Genomic DNA, 18468 nt, shown 5'->3' on the forward strand with positions numbered 1-18468 from the left:
ACGGCGAGAGGAAGGGTTTTTGAACTATCCAGTGCTGCGGTTGTTAAAGCCGACGGATTTTTTGCAGGCTTTATCTCTGTTAGTGACGTATCATAGACGGTTAGAAGCGCAAAATCGGGGACTTCATGAGGATAAGTTACCGCGCATTGCTTGTAATCGTCAGGATATTCTCAATTTGTCGTTATCGGATTATCAAGGATGGGTGGAAGCGATTACGGAGGGGTTTGAACTGGGAGCGAAGTTTTTACATGGTCAGGCAGTTTTTGATGCCGATGATGTGTCTTACCCGATGCAGTTGGTGGTATTAGCGCCGTTAATAGTGATTTTGAGAGATGGGGTGAGGTTTGATACGGTGCGACGGAAGTTAGAGCAATGGTTCTATTGTGGGGCTGCATCAGGGATTTATTCTCGCTCTCGGGAGTCAACGGCGGCGAAGGATTTGATTGAGATGCCTGGTTGGGTGTGGGAAGAGGGGGCGATTCCGACGACGATTCGAGAGGCGAGTTTACAAGCAGAACGGTTGCAGAGTTGTGTGAATTCTCAGGGGGCTGCTTATAGGGCGATTTCGGCGTTGTTAAGACGGGATGGGGCGTTGGATTTTTTGACGGGGGAGGTACTAACGGAGGCGAAGTATTTTCAGGAGGGGATTGAAAATCATCATATTTTTCCGCAGAAGTGGTGTCAACAACGGGGGATTGCGCGATCGCGCTACAACAGTATTGTCAATAAAACGCCGTTAACTTGGCGGACGAATCGCTTTTTGGGGAGTGTGGTGCCGTCGATGTATTTGCAGTGGTTGCAGGAGACGGGTATGAGTCGGGAACGGGTGGATGAGATTTTGCGATCACATTTGATTGAGCTTGAGTTGTTGAGAGGGGATGATTTTGAGGGGTTTTTTGCTGAACGAACGCGGGTGCTATTAGGGAAGTTGTATGAGGCAATGGGGAAGGAATGAGTGATTGAGCCTCCGACTCGGTCTTGTGAGCTACACGCTTTCGAGATCAAGAACATCCATGATGGAAATTTATCGAGTACGCTGGGTCATTGATGGCAACACAATTTAAGCCCAACCCTTAGCAGACACTAATTGACTAATCACAAACCTTCTACGATTGGAAACAAAGGACTGCCTGGTGACCATAACTCTGTACTGTCGGGATGTTGTTCAAAATAATCGGGGGCGGTGGTTACTCGCAAAACTTCGCTCATTCCAGGCATGGAAAATTTATATTCTTTCGATTGCAAACGTTCAATTTCTAGTCCAGGCGGTCTTAAATCGACCCGTTGAATTAATTGATCGAGCGTTTCAAAATTGTATAAAGGTTCGGGACGTAAGGGTTCTTCTAATTCGGCATCTGTTACTTGGTCTAAGTCAAAACTATCGCTTTCTTTTTCTTTCACATCTTCATTAACAGTCTCGACTAAATCGGCTTTTTTCTGCTCTTTTTCGTCACGGTTGGCTAAAGCAACAGTAGCAAAGTTCTTGGGGATACTGGAGAGAATCGGTTGCAGTTTGCCAACATATTGAGAGAATAAACCAATACGATCGCGCAGTGCAATATAAACATCCGTTTCTACAGTATCTTGATAGTGCAGGTTGAGAATTTTAATGGTTGGATACTTTTGTCCTAAGCGATCGATGCGACCGATTCGCTGTTCAACCCGCATGGGATTCCAAGGCATATCATAGTTAATCATTGCCCCGCAAAATTGGAAGTTTAAGCCTTCTGCTGCTGCATCGGTACAAAGCAAAATGTCAGCTTTCCCATCACGGAAGATTTGTTTGGTTTTATCTCTAGAAATACGCTGCCAAGTCGAATCTGATGTGGGAATTTCTCCCCCTCGTCCTGAGAAACAAACGATTTTATAGTTAGATACAGATGCAAGATATTGACGCAGAAAATCCATTGTGTCTGTATATTGACTGAAGACAATAATTTGCTGATACCCTTCTTGTTTCACCTGTTGTAAATAGTCCAGTAAAACTTGCGCTTTGGTATCGGTGGGGAGGGCTTCAATTTGTTCTCTCAGCCACGCCAGTTCCCGCACTTCTTCATTTTTCAGTGCTTCTTGTTCGAGTTGGTTGGCTTGGTCTTCATCCATTATTTCTTCAGAAGCCTCATCGTCTAAAATATCTTCGTCAATGAGGGTGGGTTGATAATAGTGCGTTCTCTCTAGTCGGTTTAAGCGTTGGGAAAGGGTTCGCGCTAAAGCAGCAAAACTGCTGGCGAGACGACGGCGGTAAATGGTCATTACAAACCCCACCGCATTCTTCTCTGCTTGCGTGGCGTTGTTATAGGTGGAGGCAATATAATCTTCCACTGCGTCGTATAGGGTTTTCTCTTGGGAACTAAGAGAGACAAACTTGTCTTCAACCTGACGGGTGGCAATGCGAGTGCTAATTTTTCCCGCTTCGTAATAGCGGCGCAAAAGCTGACGGGTATGACGTGAAAGTAATCTACCCACTGGAGTATTTGCCTTCATGATTTCTATAGCAGCGCGACGGCGATCGCTGTTCAGTTGTCTGCGGGGAAGAGTCGCTTCATCTCTCAACGCATTGAGGATTTTTTTCGCTGCCAGTTTACTCTGTTTCGGAACGTACTTTTGTACCGCTTCTAGGGGGGTTTCTCCATACGCTGCTTCAACACTGCGAAACAGTCTTGCCATAAACTCAAATTGAGCATTACTGGGATTAGCACTGCTGGCGCACTCAAAGAAGTCTTGGAAATGTTTCACATTCCATTCTGGAGGAAGTCCAAACAGAGAAAGCAAATCCCAAACCTCGATCGGGTCAATCTGCATCGGCGTTGCTGTCAGTAGGATTAATCCCTGTGTCTTGTATTTCAACTGCTGCATCAAGGATAAGAGGAGATTGGGTCCTTTTTGCTGCGTTCCTCCCGCACCCCGCCGACGAGCATGATGGGCTTCATCGAGGATAATTAAATCATAAGATTCTGCATCTTCAATTAATTCCCTTGCGCGATCGCGCCGTCGCATTAAATGACTGGAAACAATGGTACAGGGTTCTTGATGCCAAGTTTCACGGGACACAGGCTGTATAGTATTCTTGCCCAACGCCCGCCAAGCAGGACAATCATACCAATTTAATGCCTTCCCGTCATAAATGGGCCAATTGAGATTAAACTTCTCTCGCAGTTCAATTTGCCATTGGGTTAACACCGATTTGGGGGCGAGAATTAAAATCCGTTTCGCTTTCCCTGATAACCACGCTTGTCGCAGCAATAACCCCGCTTCAATGGTTTTTCCCAATCCCACTTCATCAGCAATCAGCAGGGTAGGGGGCCAATGATGATACAGTCGTTGAAAGGTTTTGATTTGATGGGGCCAAGGGGTAACTGTAGAAGTGGCTTCTCCCACATAATCCCCGCGCCCTGGAATAGCGGGTCCCTGTTGAATTAATGTCCAGACTTTTCGATATAAGTCTTCTGGTTGGGGATCAAGAGTGATTGGTTCAGGTTTCGGGGAAGGAGTCGTTGTGGGTTGTAGTTCAGTTTCTACTTTTTCCAACCGTTTTGGCTTTTGGTCATTGGGCGGTAAATAGTGTAAGAGTTGTTCTGTTACTGCTTGGGGAACATCAATAACTAAACAGCGTTTGGCTTGGTTCGCCCAAAGTTTCGCAAAGCCTGTTTCTTCATCATCCACATAGGTTTTTGTTCCTCCCCAGTCAGTGAAGACATGAAAACTTTCCCAGTTACCGCGCCATCCTTTTGCGGTTTCATTCACACTGCCATTAAAAGCGAGACGGTTTCCAGCTTTATCTTCAATCACTCCTGCTTTTTCGTGGAATATTCCTTGGGCGGGAATGGCTTTGCGTTCAGCAGAACAAGGAAGGGCGAGTTTAATTTCTAGATAGTCTTGGGCAATCATCCAAGACAGGAGTTCTAAAGCGTCGATTTCTTCAGAATCATTGCTGGTTAAAGGATTAACAGTCAGTTTTTCCTCAACCACTGCTTTTAGCTTTTCTCCCCGTTCAATGGCTGTAACTTCTGCTTCCCCTAACGTACAGCCGATAATGAGACGCATTCGCCCTTGGTTGTGGATTAAGCCTTCTAACCCGCGCATGGCTAGAGTCATCACTTTAGCAGAAAAGAAACCTGTGGCGCGATCGTAGCGCACCGCCCGTTCTAACGCGGGTTCGTAAAACTCTTTAACTAGGCTTTCCGTATCAGAATCGTATTTTGTCTTCCAAGCGCGATCGATTAGCAGATTCATCACTCATCTCTGCCCACAACATTTACAATTAGTACAGGGTTAACTGAGTTGAAAGGAGGGCAACACTATGAACGATACCATCACTATGTCTGCTCTCTACAAAAAACTCAAAAGAAAGGGTTTGCAAGAGGAATACATTCAGAAGACAGTTTTGCCCAGTTGGTGGAGTACAGAACTAAACGACAAACCTGCTGCGGTTTTAGAAGGGGCGGGTTACATTGCTCAACGTCTGAACATAGACCTCAAGAGTCTTCTTGCTGAAGATGAGGAACCTCGCTTTAAACCGTTACCCCATACAAAATTTAAATATCATCAACAAAACAAAACTGGAACCCCTAACATAGCCTATCAAATCGCCACAAAGGTCGCAGAGGCAGTTGCTTTTGCCACTAATCTCCAATTTGGATCGCTGCCCTCAGATTCATCTGAAATGCGGTCGGAGATTCTTGCCAAGCACTCTCTCGTCAACTTATCTAGCTTACTCGATTACTGCTGGGAAAAGGGAATCGCTGTTGTTTATTTTCATCACTATCCTAAAAACCAACGTAAACTAACAGGAATGATTCAATGGCAAGGAAACCAGCCTGTGATTGTTCTTAGTAGTGGTAAAACTTATCCTGCGTGTTTAGCATTTCATCTTGCTCATGAACTCGGTCATCTTGCCCTTGGTCATGTTAAACAAGGAGAAGGAATTTTAATTGATGAGGAAATTAAAGAGGACTCTAACGACCAAGAAGAGATTGAAAGTAATCAGTTTGCAACCTATCTCTTAGTTGATCGTTTCGATAACTGTTTCAAACGCCATAACATTTATAGTAGTGGTAAACTCAGAGAAAAAATAGATAAAATTATCAAGAAAGAACCAACTATTGACCCTTGTGCAATTGCCTTCAATTATGGGTGGCATACTGGAAATTTTGGTTGCGCTCAAAAAGCTGTTAATGAAATAGATGGCTCAAAAGATGGACATGAAATCATTAATCAGTTCCTTGAAGAGCAAATTAATTGGGATGATTTAAGCGAGAACCAAGCTGATTACTTAGACCAAATTCTCGGAGAATAACTTGTCTGTTTGTATCTACTGTATTGATAATGATGTCCTGAAAAAGCTGATTACCTTTGAATTGTTTGATTGGACGCTTGACTTATTTAATTGTAGTTACCCGCAAGTTAATATTTTAGAAACGGCTCAGTATAAGTTTGAAGGAGACTGGCGAAAATTAAAAAAGGGGAAAAGCAGAAGAACGGAAGATAAGTTGATTAAATACGAGGAAGTTGTTGCACTTGCCAAAACATTGCCTCAAATTTCAAAAGTATCTGTTGCTATAGAGATTTTTGAACAATTATCTAGCTTTGAAAATATTGATCCAGGTGAAGCGATTCTAACCAGTCACGCGATCGCGCTTCTAAAAAAAGACGAAGATGCTCAGATTTTTACAGGCGATAAAAGATTCCTCATCGCTTTAGCACAAGTAGATTTACCAGAGATTAATTCTTATCTCAAGCATCGGATTTGGTGCTTAGAACAACTGGTTCTCAAAAATATTGATTACTATGGCTTTGAATGGGTTCGAGAGCAGATTGTTCCCGTTCGGGATTGTGATCGCGCTATAAAAGCAGTTTTTGGTTCGGGCGATCAATCTTCTTCCTGTAACGCTATTCCGACTTTGAAACAGTATATTGAAGACATTAGAGCAACCACAGGGAGTTTATTATCTCCTTATCCCAATTTCTACTAAATGATTGATGTTGACACTTTTCCTCTAATTTTCATTAAGTATGTTCTCACTCATGCTGAGTATGATAAGGAGGCTTGGAAAAATGACCCGTACTACTAATCAAAATCTGACAGATATTACTGATATATTCCCTTTCGTTATTAAAACAGAAGAGCAATATAACAAAGCGTTGTCTATTACTGAGAGTCTTTTCTTTAAAGAAAATCGAAATCAAGAAGAAGAAAAAGCGCTTGATGTTTGGACTGTTTTAATTGAGATGTATGAAAATCAGCAGTTTTCTCCTGGGTCTGAAGCGACTCCTGTTTCTACTTTAAATACTCTGATGGAATCACAAGGGATTACTCAAGCTGATTTAGTCCGTGAAGGGATTGGCTCAAGTGGAGTAGTTTCTGAAATCGTGAATAACAAGCGAACCATTAGTAATAAACAAGCTAAAAAGTTAGCTGAAATTTTTCATGTTTCTCCTGAAGTTTTCATCCATTTCGATTAGAAGCGATTTTATTGACTGATTTTAGATAAAAACTTTAAATGATAGTCGTTTCTGATACAACTCCAATTAGTGAGTTGACTAAAGTGAGTTATCTGAATTTACTTTATGAGTTATTTTAAGTAAATAGTAAACGTATAAACCCTTCTTGTTCAAAATGACGATCAGTTGTTAATGCTTCTGTTATTCCTCGCTTTTGCATCAAGACAAAACTAACAGCATCGCACAAGGAATAAGTTTTATCGACTCTTTCCATCAATAGAGTCATCCCTTGACAATGTAACAACTCATCAACCCAAACCACTTCAATATCGGGATGCTCCAATAAATCATTCATGAAATTTAAGGTCGGGAGTCGCGGAAACCGTCTGACTTCAGCAAGAGCAATTAATTCAGCTAAAACATAGCTATGGGTTAAACTCTGGTTAGCAAGATTAAAGTATTCAACTGCTTGCTCATGTTGCGGTTCGGCTTGATGGAGATAACAGAGCAATCCTGATGTATCTAAAAGTAACATTTAGTTTTCTGTTTCATTCTCGTTATTGTAAGCTCTAGCTAAATCAGCATCAATGCTTTCGTTATCTGCGCCTGTCGGATAACCTAAGTTTATTGCACCTGCATGGCGACGGAAGCGATCGCGCACTGCTTCTTTTTCTGCAACTGTTCGATCTTCTTGGTTGTGAGATTGTTGAGTTAGCGAGAAAACAATCCATTCTTGAAGGGATAAACCAGCATTTTTGGCTTGCTGTTTCAGGGTTTGATACACTTCATCACTTAATTCTAAGTTTAAATTTTGACTCATTTTGACTGTCTCAGTGGGTCATGATTTTTTTACAGGTTAACACTGGTCGCTGCTTACTCTAACCATAACTCCAGTTGTTTCGGTCGCGGGACGTTCTCGCTGAATGCCAACAGACGCAGGTTTTCCAAGACATCAAAATCTTGCGCTGCTTCGGCGACGGGACCGTCTTCTCTAGAAACTCTGCGTTGATCTTTTTTAATTTTGGTTCTGATTTACGATAATATCTTGGATTTGATTCTTTGTTCCCTTTAGAATCGGTATAAAATTCTTTGAGTCCAACATCGACACCAATGGTATTATGCGTAGCTTGTAGAGTTTCTTTCACTTCAATTGCTACACAAAACTGGCAATAGTATCCATCGGGTCTGCGAACCAACCTGACTCGTTTAATTTGGTCTTCTGAATAAAAAACCTAAATCCCAAGTACCAATAAATTTTAACTTCCCAATTCCTTTTTGGTCAGTGAACTTAATGTGTTTTGGGTCTAAGAGTTTCCATCCTGACTGTTTATATTCAACCGCAGCCACTTCATATAGTTTGATTTAATCTATAATAACTTCTAATCCCCTCCTGACCTAGCTTTCTAGCAGCTTAGAGGACAAAATTTTCCTCTTCTACGATTGGCCAACTTCTTCTTCCAAAAATGCTGAAACGCGCTCAATGAGGCTAACGAAAAACTTGGCTTATAAGCGAAGATCTGGTCAAATTCTTCTTCCAAAAGTGGCCAATTTCTTGTCCGAGTCACAGGGGGTTATAACTTGAATCATAACTTTGCAGTTTTTATAAGGTTATGGTTCAAAAAGTTACGGACAATTTCTGTTTTTCCCTGCATGAGAAAGGCTAAAAAAGTCCCAATTTCATAAATGATGTCATCTTTCAGTGAAAATTAAGGCAACCCTTCCACAATCAAAAGCAGTAAGCAAACAGAAACAAATATGACTTATCTCGAAACAACCGCACAATTTTATAAAGAAGTCGCTGAAACCCCAGAAGTGGGCTTATGTTGCGTTCAAAATGGCTCGTTTCAACTCCCAGGACTCAGTATTCCCTCTGCCATGCAGGAAATGAACTACGGCTGTGGCACAACCGTTCAACCCACAGAATTAGGGAATCAACCGACTGTCCTCTATGTTGGTGTTGGCGGAGGGTTAGAAGCCCTGCAATTTGCTTATTTTTCTCCTCGTTCGGAAGCCATTATCGCCGTGGAACCGGTTGCAGAAATGCGTGAAGTGGCAAAACGGAATCTCAATCAAGCTGCTCAACAAAATGACTGGTTTGATCCCAGTTTTGTCAAAATTGTTGCTGGGGATGCTTTTAGTTTACCCGTTCCTGATGAATCCGTTGATGTGGTCGCGCAAAATTGTCTGTTTAATATCTTTGAACTGCAAGACTTAAAAACCGCTCTGCAAGAAGTTTATCGCGTTCTCAAACCAGGCGGTCGTCTATTGATGAGTGACCCCATTGCGGTGCAGCCGATTCCAGAAAAACTCCGTCAAGATGAACGGTTACGGGCGATGTGTCTGTCTGGGGCGTTGACTTATACTGAGTATATGAATTGCTTGGTAGAAGCTGGGTTTGGTGAAATTGAAGTGCGGGCGCGTCGCCCTTACCGCCTACTCGATACCGCCACCTATGGCTTAAGTGAAGATTTACAGCTTGATAGTTTAGACTCCGTTGCGTTGAAAGTTCCCACACCCGCCGATGGTGCTTGCATTTTTACTGGCAAAACAGCGATTTATCGAGGTTCAGAAGAAACTTGGGATGACGGGAAAGGACACACTTTCCAAAAAGGTGTTCCTTTAGGGGTTTGTGATAAAACCGCTCATCAACTTGCCCAACAGTTTCCAGACAGCATTGTTGTCACTGCATCAACTTGGCATTATCAAGGGGATGGCTGTTGTTAAATAGAGCGTTCCTTAGTTCAGTTCGAGGCAAAAAAAGATTAATGTTTCTATTATCCAAAACTCAGTTTCTACTTAGAAAAACGAGTGAAGATAATAATTAAGGGAAGGAAGATATAGGCAGATTCAACCCCTGAGGGATTAAGTTTTCCTTGATCCCTCTTTCTCCCCTCCCGAGAAAGCCAACAATTGAATTGGAGGGAAAGATAATGAAACGCTTTTTAACAGGTACTGTATTTACAATTTTCTTAGCCACAACTTCTACTGCTGCCTCTGCCGGAGAAGTCGCTGTTAATTCGGCAAATCGTTCAGTCAATCGAGATATTAAACCATTTAATTTAGTCCATCGCGCCTACAGTGGTCATTTTTCCGAACAAGGAGTTCCCGGTTTTAATGCCTTAGAGACGGCGTATCAAAGCGGTCAAATTGAAGCGGAAGATTTGGTGCAAACGGCGGTTGATCAAGGACGACTGTCTCCAGAGATGCTCGATGATGCAGGCTATGTCAATGCGGTCGATTTTCAACTGCAAGACTTGCGCGATCGCGATAGTGGTGGTTTAAATGATTAATCCAGTTTCCTATCATTGCTCAGCTTAAGCACTGATTAAACATAGTCTTAGAAAATCCCGCACGCTTGTGGGATTTTTCTTTGATGATATATTCTCTTTTCCAGCCCTTGAGGATGAATCAACGATTCTATATTAGAGGTTAGAGTGAAAATTAAACCCTAGCCTATGTCTTCCTTCCTCCAATCAGCTAAAAATATCTCCTCTCGCGAAAACCAACTCCAACAACGGATTACCGAATTAGAAGAAGAGAATCAACAATTAAAACAGCAACTAGCAACTGAAGCAACCGCCAATGACCAACCCTTTCGCAAAATTTTCAATGCGTCCAACGATGCAATTTTAGTCATCGATCCCAGTGCTGATCAAATTTTAGAAGCCAATCCCCAAGCTGAAAAACTATTAGGCTATTCCCGCGATGAATTACTCAATTCAGTTTCCGTTTCTAAGATTCATCCAGAAGAAATGCCCCAACTTATGGCATTTACCCGTAATATTATCGCCGTTGGTCAAGGCTGGACGAATGAATTGAGTTGTTTAACGAAGTCTGGAGAAAAACGCCCGTCGGAAATTTCTGCAACCGTCGTTTACTTTCAGAATCGTCCTTGCATTATTGCTCTCGTGCGAGATATTTCGGAACGACTAAAAGCCCAAAAAGAAGCGATAGAAGCAACAGAAGCCCTCGCAGAATTGGGAGAATTAACCAGTATGATTGTTCACGAAATTCGGAATCCTTTAACGACAGTTTTAATGGGTTTAGAAGCCCTACAAAAAATTGAATTGCCTCCGCGAGATAAGGCTCGTTTAGAATTAGCTTCCGAAGAAGCACAGCGTTTACAGTCTCTTTTAGAAGAAATTCGTTTATATACGAAACCCCAACTGGTTGAAAAAGAAACCATTGATTTGAATCAGTTAGCCCAAGATGTTTTAGAAATTATCTATAACCAATTCTCAGTACAGCATGACATTCAATTGATAACGATGTCGGAACCCGTCAAAGTTTTAGGGGATCAATCCAAACTCAAACAAGTCTTCATTAATTTAATTACCAATGCTGGTGAAGCAGTGGAGACAGATGAGCCAATTACCTGGAAAATAGAGCGGGAAAAAGAGAAAGTTAAGGTGCAAGTGCATAACTATGGTTCGCCGATTCCACCAGAAATATTACCCAAGCTAACCAAACCATTTTTTACCACAAAATCTTCAGGAATGGGCTTAGGATTGCCCATTGCAAAACGCATTGTCGAGTCCCATCAAGGGAACTTTTCAATTGAATCTCATCAAATGGAAGGAACTACGATCACTCTGTCTTTTCCGGTTGCTTCTGCTGAAGAGAATTAGCGTTGAACCACTAAATCAACAATCCCTTGATAACCATAACGAGCGACATAAAGTCGCGGAAGTTGCGAGATTTATACGGCGGTTCTTCTATTGTGTCTTATTTGGCTCGTACATTGTGCGATCGCGCTAAGGCTCAAAATCAGCCAGTAATCTCTCCAGCCATCATTAATGTTGTCTAGGGAACGCCAAACCAAATCATTATCCAAGGTGATTTTTCGGAAGCAGAAGCACGGGGGACGTTTGATGAAGCCTAGAAGACAATCGTCGTCACTTGTCGGGAATGGTTAGAAAGTAATCTTTCTCCCCCTGCTGAGAAGTATCGATGGCAACAAAGCTGGAAAGCCTAGGGAAATCACGCTTGGGAGTTTTTCTGGACACAAGGCAACAGCATTGGAGAAGCTCGTCGCGCCTTAAATGAGGCAAAACGGTCTCGGGGGTGGACGGGAATTAACTGGATGGGCGAGAGTTCTACACTTTCTGACATGGACGCGATCGCGCTGTTGAGCCAGACGTTCATCCCTTGTCCTCTCTTCAGTCTGAGCGAATATATGTCGGGGTGGGGTTGACCAACAATCCGCTATCTCTTGCTTATCTTGTCAGGATTGCGCTAGGTTACGCTAACTGAAGTCTTCTCTGGAAAAACTCCGATCAGCTTGAGAAGGCGGAGAAATCCTTTCTCACCGCTGACAACGAATTGCTATATTAAACATTAAGTATTTCTGTAATATCACTGATTTATCGGCGTAAGGCCAAACCTTGTTGTTCATCTGAACCCCATTAATCATTAATGTCTAAACCTCACTCCTCTTTTCCTCAGTGGCGATTAAAACCGAGCGATTTCAGCAGCAACGGCTCTGAGTTTGAGTCAATTCAGATTCTCCTGGGTAAATTTATCGCAGACCATCATACTTCCTCCCCCTGGAAAGAATGTAGCCTCCTCGCGGAGAATTCTACCTTTGAATGGGGAAAAGGTTATCCTCTGGAAAAAGTGGTTAACGCTCAAGCGGATTTAGAAACGCTGTTAGCAAACCCGCAGTTGTTCCGCAATGCCGTAGCCATTATTGAGCCTTGGGAGCACGTTGGCTATAACCCTTTAGGAGAGCATGTCCGAGCTTCGGTGAATGTGGCTTACCTCCTGCAGAAAATTGCCGATTGCGATTCCGTTCTCTTTCCAGTTTGGTCTTCAGGCACACTGGATTTAGAGCGGTTAATGCCTGCTATTAGTAGCGGATTAGCCATTATTGTGGAAGGGGGCAATTCCTCGGCGCGCGATCCAGCCAGCTTTGCCGAATCGAATATTTCTCACGAAGAGATGATTCGCCTCACCGAAGCCATTCTCCTGTCTCGGAGTCCCACCAGCGCTCCCGCTTTGTTGATCTGTTTAGGACATCAACTGGCAGCCCATGCTCATATCACCTTGATTAAACGGGCTGTTCGAGAAGTGCTCGCTTTGGAAAATTTAGAGCGCGATCGCGGTGGAAAATTCTTAAAACTCCTGAAGCAGGTCTGTCAAGAAATTCAAGCAATGGGAGAATCCTTACCTATTCAAAAACGCGATGGTCGCATCGTTGCTCAAGGCTGGGATGACTGGGAATTTGCGGTTACGGAAAATGAAGCGAAGGAATTTGGGGCTCGCCACTTACTCCCTTATGAATCCCCAGACTCGGAAGAAACCTCAGGGATTCCAGATACTTTAATTTGGGCGCACGAAGTCACCGCCGACATTCATGAAGGGGTAATTGATACCTCAATGGCTTACGAAAAGAATCTCAATATTGCCATGTTTCATGCCGATGAAGTGAATGAAGAAGCCATTTTATTCGCAAACTGGGCTTATCGCCTGCTCCATGAAGCGTTGATTCCTTGTCGCCATATTGTGGCTAAAAGCTCCCTTTCCTGGTTAATTAAACTCCCCGACGCGATTGAAATTTTATGCTCAACGGAAGCAGATGGCGAGCTAGTGACCGAATGTTCAGCCACTTGCATTAACTATCTCGATTTTGAAAGCCGACAGATTCGGCGCTCATTTACCTGTCAGTTTCACCCGGAACTATTGGCTGATCTACGAGCCATCGGCATGAGAGAGCCTCCTTCCTATAGCGAACTCAAACAGGATGATGGAGCAAGGCTATTTGCACGGCTGTTGTATGCAGCAATGCAAGATTAACCCCAACTAAACTCAATTTCCCCCTTCAGACCATGGCAACTGTAATCGCAATTCATTCTTATTCCGGACGAACCGGTCGCTCTACCTTAGCAGCGAATCTTGCCAGTCTGTTCGCACTCGCCGGAAACCGAGTGGGGGTTCTCGATGTCAGTTTGCAATCTCCAGGGATGACTATTTCCTACGGTTTAGAGTATGACCAAGCGGTGGCAACGGCTTTACCGTCAACCATCAGTGATGAAACCAAGTTTGTGACCTTAGTCGCGCTTCTCGGATTGACCACAGTCCTAACAGGAGTTGTTTCTTGGCTGTTGGGTCAATGGAATTTGGGAAATTTGATGCAGTTTATCCCTTATCCAGGGGTGAGCGGATTTCTCGCTGGAACCGGTTGGCTGCTCCTGGCGGGGTCATTCAAAATTATGGCTGATCTTACCCTCAGTTGGGAAGGCTTATCTTTGCTCTGGAACAGCGATCGCGTACCGTTTTGGAGTGCTGGCATTACTTATGCGCTGATTTTACTGCTGATTTCGCGACGTTGGCAACATTGGGCCATTTTCCCCAGCAGTCTTATCATTACGATTGGTTTGTTCTATCTGGGGTTGGCACTGACTCAAACTTCCATACCAGAGGCAATCGAACAAGGCTGGTTGATTGAGTTTCCCGCTTCCGCTCAAGGCTGGCATCCCCTTGCACCAACTGCGATCTTCCAAGTGGATTGGTCGGTTATTTTCCCTCAGTTCGGGGGGATGGTGATCATTGCCTTGCTCAGTGTGATCGCGGTTCTCCTAAACTGTAGCGGGTTAGAACTAGCCACTAAATCCGATATTGAACTGAATCAGGAATTAAAAAGTACTGGCATTGCGAACCTAATCGCAGGCTTGGGGGGAGGCTTGGTCGGCTATCACAGCTTCAGCGGTTCTTTACTCGTGTCCAAAATTGGCTCACAAAGTCGGGTTCCCTATCTTCTCGCTGGCTTAATCGGGATGGTAGCCCTGATTCTCGGAACCTCTGCCATCAGCTTGGTTTCGAAGTTTTTTAAGTCGTAGAATCTTCCCACTGACTTTTCATGAAATTTTTTAATTCTTCTAATTTTTCGTTGGCAGCCCTTGTCTTTTGACCTTGGCTATCGCTTTTAATTTCTGTCTCACCCTTGCCAGTTGTATAAACCAAATCAGTGAAAGTCGCTTACAATCGCTTATCTTTCGATATCACACTTGTACTTCATCATCACCAAATAGGAAAGCCAAGCCCAACGGTTCAAATCTAGAATAAAACCGATGTCGTTGCTTCCCGAAATACCACACCAGCCGATGACAGAAACACTCTTGTATTGCTGATCAAACATACCACACTCGCTCTTTCCTTGATCTTGTTTTGCGGTTCGGCTTGATTGGAAGTTACTGTGATCGCGTTCTGTATTTTCTCTCCTTCAAGTTGAGCAAACAGCCGTTCCAAGAATAAATCCATTTCCTCTGGATCATGACTGGCAATGAGATAAGCGCGATCGTTCTGCTGATAATATTGATTGGGTTGAGCCTCAACTTCCAAATTCAGGAATTGACAAATGGCAACGTGAACATCGGGACGAATTTCTGGAATGACGGATTTTTTAGGATGGGATGGATGGGATGGTTCTTGCTTTTGCGATGCTTTCGTTTTCAAAGGGTTGCGCTGTCGTTGTTCATAAACTTGTTCGCCTCGTTTCACTTTACGAGTGTGATTATCTCCCATCTGGGCATTTTCCCAGATAGAATTATCTTTGGTTAATTCACGATGAATTTTAGCAACAGTATGATGACTGACTTGGCACTGACGGGCGATCGCGCGATCGCTCCACTGAGACCATTCTTCATCTTGCAGTAAAGTAACAACAGCCTTGCGTTTATCTTGCTTCAAAACAGTCGGATTAAAGGTGCGGTAAGCAAAAAGATTAACCACTGCTAAGGAATCATATCCCCAATCTTGGGCAAATCCCAAATAACGGCGAATCGTAGGGTCATCAACTGTAGCATCGGCGCGACTGGGATTGAGCATGATAAAGGTAATCCGAGAAGCGTTCGGCTTCCATTCTCGCCATAGTAAGTAGCGATAGCAGCCAGTTGGGTCAATAATTGCTCCTCGCTGCATTACTTTGATCATCACTCCTAGAGAGCTGGTTCAGTAGAGCGGGTTGACAAGTGAATTATTTAGTGCATAGCTAGAAAAAGCTCCATCGATGAGGTTCAAATCAAATGCGCCCACCCACCTGGAATCCCCCCATTAATCTTTCTCCAGCAGAACAATCCGTGATTCAAAAAATCCGTAAAGGTCAAATTAGCTGAGATTTTTAAGGAGAGCACAGTGGAAAAATGTCCAGTTTCACCAGCCTGATTAGCACTGGCTATTGCTATTTATTCATAATGAAGACTGACGGGGATCGCAGTTTTCAGGCAGCAGTTAATAGAATTGCGCCCCTTGATACTGAGCCGTTTTTTGTGCATTTGCAGCTTCTCCACAGGTGCGAGGGGTAGGAAATAACTTCGTGGGATTCGCCAAACCTTTGGGGTTAAACGCAGCGCGAACATATTGCATCGTTTCGAGATCGATCGCGCTAAACATCTCACTCATATAACAGTTTTTATCAGCACCAATGCCATGTTCTCCAGAGATACTGCCCCCTGCTTCCACACAGCGTTTGAGAATCTTGCCACCAATTTCTTCCACTTTTTCCAAGTCACCTGGAACGGATTCATTGTATAAAATCAATGGATGTAAATTGCCATCACCCGCATGAAACACATTGGCAATGCGATAACCAGATTCTTCGCTGAGGGCTTCAATATCTCGTAACACGGTGGCAAGTTGGGTGCGGGGAATGACCCCATCTTGCACAAAATAATCTGGGCTGAGGTGTCCTGCTGCTGCAAACGCTGCTTTTCTTCCTTTCCATAATTTAGCGCGTTTTTCAGCATCGTGCGCGATCGTTGTTCCCCTTGCGCCATTTTCCTCACAAATTCTCGCAGTGCGTTCAATATTACCGCTCACTTCTACTTCTGAGCCATCTAATTCCACTAATAAAATTGCTCCAGCATCGCGAGGATATAAACCCGCCCCCACGACATCTTCCACAGCATTAATCGTGAGATTATCCATCATTTCCATTCCCGCAGGAATAATCCCATCGCCAATAATGGCAGCAACCCCATCCGCAGCAGCTTCAATACTTTCAAAATCTGCTAATAAAACCGCAACAGATTCGGGCGTTTTCAAGATGCGAAGGGTAATTTCTGTAGCAATGCCCAATGTTCCCTCAGACCCCACAAATAAGCCCGTCAGGTCATACCCAGGCATTTCGGGAACGGTCCCGCCAATATCGACAATCGAACCGTCTGGGGTGACAATTTTTAGTCCTAGAACATGATTTGTGGTCACACCATATTTCAGACAGTGAACGCCTCCTGAATTTTCTGCCACATTCCCGCCAATAGAACAAATAATTTGACTAGAAGGATCTGGAGCATAATAAAAGCCTTTCCCGCTAACGGCTTGCGTCACCCAATTATTAATGACTCCTGGTTGCACCACCACGCGCTGGTTTTCTAAATCGGTTTCTAAAATTTCATTCATGCGGGCGGTGACAATCAAAACCCCGTTTTCTAAAGGAAGTGCACCTCCTGATAACCCTGTTCCCGCGCCTCTTGCAACCCAAGGCAAGTCATACTGATCACAAATTTGGACGACCTTAGCAACTTGTTCCGTGCTACGGGGAAGAACCACTATTTTTGGGCGTTGGCGATAACTCGCTAAACCATCACATTCGTAGGTGAGTAGTTCATCTTTACGCTGAACAATACCATCTTTTCCGACTACGTTTGTCAATGCTTTAACAATGGGTTGCCATGGGTCTTGGGGAGAGGAACGGAAAAGGCTTTTCAACATAATCTGGGGATCAAAAAATCAACTCATTAAAATTGTAACCCGACCCCTCCTTGCAGGGAGAAAGCAGTGCTACTTCCTTTCTCATAAGCATCAAAGGCAACGATCGCGCTCCCAAATAAAACTGTGTTACTATTAGGAACAATAAAGTCAACTCCTGGTTGAATTGCAAAACTGGTTTGATCCCCAATCGGTGATGGAGACTCACCACTGGCAAAAGAAACCCCTGCACCCACATAAGCATCGGTTTGCCAATTCAGAGGAAAATCATAAGAGACCGTAGGAACAACCGCCGTCCCTTGTCCAATCAGACCTTGTACCCTCAGAGAAACGGGAGTCTCTAGAAATTTATAACGGACACTGACAACAGCACCGAATTGATCGCCTTGACCCTGATCGTCTTCCGTTGGACTGTAGGTTGCACCAACCCCGATATAACTCCCATAAGCAGCTTGTGCAGAAGCACGTTCTGTTGTTAGAGAGAATGTTGTGATTAACGTTACGGCAACGAATAAGGCTTTAAAATAATTCATTTTTCTCCTCAACACCACAATGTTCTTTGTTCTTTGTTCTTCGTTCTTCGTTCTTCGTTCTTCGTTCTTTGTTCTTTGTTCTTTGGTCACTGTCCTCAACCGACTAAGAAACGCTATAGAAATTTCTGGGCTGATGAGAGAAGTCTCAGGAAGCAACAACAGAACTAGGAATGAGGCTAACAAAATTGGCAAGCATTTGTAAGCCAACGTGAGAGGATTTTTCGGGATGGAATTGCACTGCCATAATATTATCTTGCGCGATCGCGCTTGTCACCTTCTGCGTTCCATGAGTGACCATAGCTGCGCGAACTTTAGGATCAATGGGATCAACATAATAAGAATGGACAAAATACACCATCGGATCAGGGGGTAAGTTTTCCCATAACGGGTGCTCAGGTTGCGTTAACTCTAAATGATTCCAGCCCATGTGGGGAATGGTTAAATCGGGTTCCGGTTGAAATAAACGAACGGTTCCAGGGATAATTCCTAAGCCTTCTTCCACCCCTTCCTCGGAATTGTCAAATAAGACTTGTAAGCCCAAACAAATGCCGAGAAAGGGCTTTCCTTGCGCGATCGCGCTTTTAATGGGGTCAATTAACTCTCGTTCCCGTAAATGCTTAATCGCGGGGTCAAATGCACCGTCACCTGGAATCACCACCGCATCCGCATCTGCAATCACCTGCGGGGAATCAGTAATCTTCACCGTTGCGCCGACTTTTTGCAATCCCTTTTCCGCCGAGTGCAAATTTCCCATATCATAATCAATTAGCGCGATTAATGGCATTTT

18 protein-coding genes are annotated in these 18468 nt (G+C 43.7%); 9 read left to right on the forward strand and 9 right to left on the reverse strand.

All coding sequences use genetic code 11. The features are described from left to right. The first annotated feature begins 19 nt into the window (after positions 1-19). Positions 20-955, forward strand: a complete 936-nt coding sequence (locus PCC7418_RS10830) for a hypothetical protein (protein WP_015226221.1) — start codon at positions 20-22, stop codon at positions 953-955. Between the two features lie 140 nt (positions 956-1095). Here the strand turns inward: PCC7418_RS10830 and PCC7418_RS10835 are convergent, their stop codons facing one another. Beyond that, positions 1096-4233 carry a helicase-related protein gene (locus tag PCC7418_RS10835; protein WP_015226222.1) on the reverse strand — a complete coding sequence of 1046 codons (3138 nt, stop codon included), beginning with the start codon at positions 4231-4233 and terminating at the stop codon, positions 1096-1098. A gap of 67 nt (positions 4234-4300) precedes the next feature. Between PCC7418_RS10835 and PCC7418_RS10840 the strand changes: the two genes are divergently transcribed. The 3 genes from PCC7418_RS10840 (at position 4301) to PCC7418_RS10850 (ending at position 6462) form a co-directional block, all read left to right on the forward strand. Then, on the forward strand, positions 4301-5296 hold the full coding sequence (locus tag PCC7418_RS10840; RefSeq protein WP_015226223.1) for an ImmA/IrrE family metallo-endopeptidase: 996 nt from the start codon (positions 4301-4303) through the stop codon (positions 5294-5296). A 1-nt stretch (position 5297) separates the two neighbouring features. Beyond that, the gene (locus PCC7418_RS10845) at positions 5298-5972 is read left to right on the forward strand and encodes a hypothetical protein (protein ID WP_015226224.1); all 675 of its coding nucleotides are present in this window, start codon (positions 5298-5300) and stop codon (positions 5970-5972) included. A gap of 82 nt (positions 5973-6054) precedes the next feature. Next, on the forward strand, positions 6055-6462 hold the full coding sequence (locus tag PCC7418_RS10850) for a type II toxin-antitoxin system HigA family antitoxin (protein ID WP_015226225.1): 408 nt from the start codon (positions 6055-6057) through the stop codon (positions 6460-6462). A 115-nt stretch (positions 6463-6577) separates the two neighbouring features. Here PCC7418_RS10850 and PCC7418_RS10855 read toward each other — a convergent pair whose 3' ends face one another. Genes PCC7418_RS10855 through PCC7418_RS21360 form a run of 3 tightly spaced genes read right to left on the reverse strand, consistent with a single transcriptional unit; the run spans position 6578 to position 7586 of the window. Continuing rightward, the gene (locus PCC7418_RS10855; RefSeq protein ID WP_015226226.1) at positions 6578-6976 is read right to left on the reverse strand and encodes a type II toxin-antitoxin system VapC family toxin; all 399 of its coding nucleotides are present in this window, start codon (positions 6974-6976) and stop codon (positions 6578-6580) included. Further along, on the reverse strand, positions 6977-7261 hold the full coding sequence (locus tag PCC7418_RS10860; RefSeq protein WP_015226227.1) for a hypothetical protein: 285 nt from the start codon (positions 7259-7261) through the stop codon (positions 6977-6979). 58 nt (positions 7262-7319) lie between these two features. Beyond that, positions 7320-7586 (reverse strand): hypothetical protein, encoded by a 267-nt coding sequence (locus tag PCC7418_RS21360; RefSeq protein WP_396275303.1) that lies wholly within the window; start codon positions 7584-7586, stop codon positions 7320-7322. Positions 7587-8196: 610 nt separating this feature from the next. Here PCC7418_RS21360 and arsM point away from each other — a divergent pair. From arsM to PCC7418_RS10875, 3 genes are all read left to right on the forward strand, one after another. Further along, positions 8197-9165, forward strand: coding sequence for an arsenosugar biosynthesis arsenite methyltransferase ArsM (gene arsM, locus PCC7418_RS10865; RefSeq protein ID WP_015226228.1), 969 nt, complete (start codon positions 8197-8199; stop codon positions 9163-9165). Between the two features lie 206 nt (positions 9166-9371). Continuing rightward, positions 9372-9731, forward strand: a complete 360-nt coding sequence (locus PCC7418_RS10870; RefSeq protein ID WP_015226229.1) for a hypothetical protein — start codon at positions 9372-9374, stop codon at positions 9729-9731. A 165-nt stretch (positions 9732-9896) separates the two neighbouring features. Continuing rightward, positions 9897-11069, forward strand: coding sequence for an ATP-binding protein (locus PCC7418_RS10875; protein WP_015226230.1), 1173 nt, complete (start codon positions 9897-9899; stop codon positions 11067-11069). 352 nt (positions 11070-11421) lie between these two features. Here PCC7418_RS10875 and PCC7418_RS20555 read toward each other — a convergent pair whose 3' ends face one another. After that, positions 11422-11586 carry a hypothetical protein gene (locus PCC7418_RS20555; protein ID WP_171814907.1) on the reverse strand — a complete coding sequence of 55 codons (165 nt, stop codon included), beginning with the start codon at positions 11584-11586 and terminating at the stop codon, positions 11422-11424. Between the two features lie 270 nt (positions 11587-11856). Here PCC7418_RS20555 and PCC7418_RS10880 point away from each other — a divergent pair, with 270 nt between their 5' ends. Further along, positions 11857-13236 (forward strand): hypothetical protein, encoded by a 1380-nt coding sequence (locus tag PCC7418_RS10880; RefSeq protein WP_015226231.1) that lies wholly within the window; start codon positions 11857-11859, stop codon positions 13234-13236. A gap of 32 nt (positions 13237-13268) precedes the next feature. Next, the gene (locus PCC7418_RS10885) at positions 13269-14279 is read left to right on the forward strand and encodes a SulP family inorganic anion transporter (RefSeq protein WP_015226232.1); all 1011 of its coding nucleotides are present in this window, start codon (positions 13269-13271) and stop codon (positions 14277-14279) included. A 217-nt stretch (positions 14280-14496) separates the two neighbouring features. Here PCC7418_RS10885 and PCC7418_RS19410 read toward each other — a convergent pair whose 3' ends face one another. The 4 genes from PCC7418_RS19410 to hisH all read right to left on the reverse strand — a co-directional run bounded on the left by PCC7418_RS19410 (position 14497) and on the right by hisH (position 18465). Continuing rightward, positions 14497-15372, reverse strand: coding sequence for a DUF1643 domain-containing protein (locus tag PCC7418_RS19410; protein ID WP_150107054.1), 876 nt, complete (start codon positions 15370-15372; stop codon positions 14497-14499). Positions 15373-15669: 297 nt separating this feature from the next. Continuing rightward, positions 15670-17151 (reverse strand): glycolate oxidase subunit GlcD, encoded by a 1482-nt coding sequence (gene glcD / locus PCC7418_RS10895; RefSeq protein ID WP_015226234.1) that lies wholly within the window; start codon positions 17149-17151, stop codon positions 15670-15672. Between the two features lie 26 nt (positions 17152-17177). After that, on the reverse strand, positions 17178-17681 hold the full coding sequence (locus tag PCC7418_RS10900) for an outer membrane beta-barrel protein (protein ID WP_015226235.1): 504 nt from the start codon (positions 17679-17681) through the stop codon (positions 17178-17180). A gap of 145 nt (positions 17682-17826) precedes the next feature. Further along, positions 17827-18465: an imidazole glycerol phosphate synthase subunit HisH gene (hisH, locus tag PCC7418_RS10905; protein WP_015226236.1), complete on the reverse strand. Its 639-nt coding sequence runs from the start codon at positions 18463-18465 to the stop codon at positions 17827-17829. Positions 18466-18468: the final 3 nt, after the last annotated feature.

It is taken from the genome of Halothece sp. PCC 7418, assembly GCF_000317635.1.
Lineage (GTDB): Bacteria > Cyanobacteriota > Cyanobacteriia > Cyanobacteriales > Rubidibacteraceae > Halothece.

Bases quoted from the DNA above. Each gene is read 5' to 3' on its own strand.
- PCC7418_RS10835 (WP_015226222.1), bottom strand. From the start codon at position 4,233: ATGAATCTGCTAATCGATCGCGCTTGGAAGACAAAATACGATTCTGAT.
- PCC7418_RS10840 (WP_015226223.1), top strand. From the start codon at position 4,301: ATGAACGATACCATCACTATGTCTGCTCTCTACAAAAAACTCAAAAGA.
- PCC7418_RS10850 (WP_015226225.1), top strand. From the start codon at position 6,055: ATGACCCGTACTACTAATCAAAATCTGACAGATATTACTGATATATTC.
- PCC7418_RS10855 (WP_015226226.1), bottom strand. From the start codon at position 6,976: ATGTTACTTTTAGATACATCAGGATTGCTCTGTTATCTCCATCAAGCC.
- PCC7418_RS10860 (WP_015226227.1), bottom strand. From the start codon at position 7,261: ATGAGTCAAAATTTAAACTTAGAATTAAGTGATGAAGTGTATCAAACC.
- arsM (WP_015226228.1), top strand. From the start codon at position 8,197: ATGACTTATCTCGAAACAACCGCACAATTTTATAAAGAAGTCGCTGAA.
- PCC7418_RS10870 (WP_015226229.1), top strand. From the start codon at position 9,372: ATGAAACGCTTTTTAACAGGTACTGTATTTACAATTTTCTTAGCCACA.
- PCC7418_RS10875 (WP_015226230.1), top strand. From the start codon at position 9,897: ATGTCTTCCTTCCTCCAATCAGCTAAAAATATCTCCTCTCGCGAAAAC.
- PCC7418_RS20555 (WP_171814907.1), bottom strand. From the start codon at position 11,586: ATGAACGTCTGGCTCAACAGCGCGATCGCGTCCATGTCAGAAAGTGTA.
- PCC7418_RS10880 (WP_015226231.1), top strand. From the start codon at position 11,857: ATGTCTAAACCTCACTCCTCTTTTCCTCAGTGGCGATTAAAACCGAGC.
- PCC7418_RS10885 (WP_015226232.1), top strand. From the start codon at position 13,269: ATGGCAACTGTAATCGCAATTCATTCTTATTCCGGACGAACCGGTCGC.
- PCC7418_RS19410 (WP_150107054.1), bottom strand. From the start codon at position 15,372: ATGATCAAAGTAATGCAGCGAGGAGCAATTATTGACCCAACTGGCTGC.
- glcD (WP_015226234.1), bottom strand. From the start codon at position 17,151: ATGTTGAAAAGCCTTTTCCGTTCCTCTCCCCAAGACCCATGGCAACCC.
- PCC7418_RS10900 (WP_015226235.1), bottom strand. From the start codon at position 17,681: ATGAATTATTTTAAAGCCTTATTCGTTGCCGTAACGTTAATCACAACA.
- hisH (WP_015226236.1), bottom strand. From the start codon at position 18,465: ATGCCATTAATCGCGCTAATTGATTATGATATGGGAAATTTGCACTCG.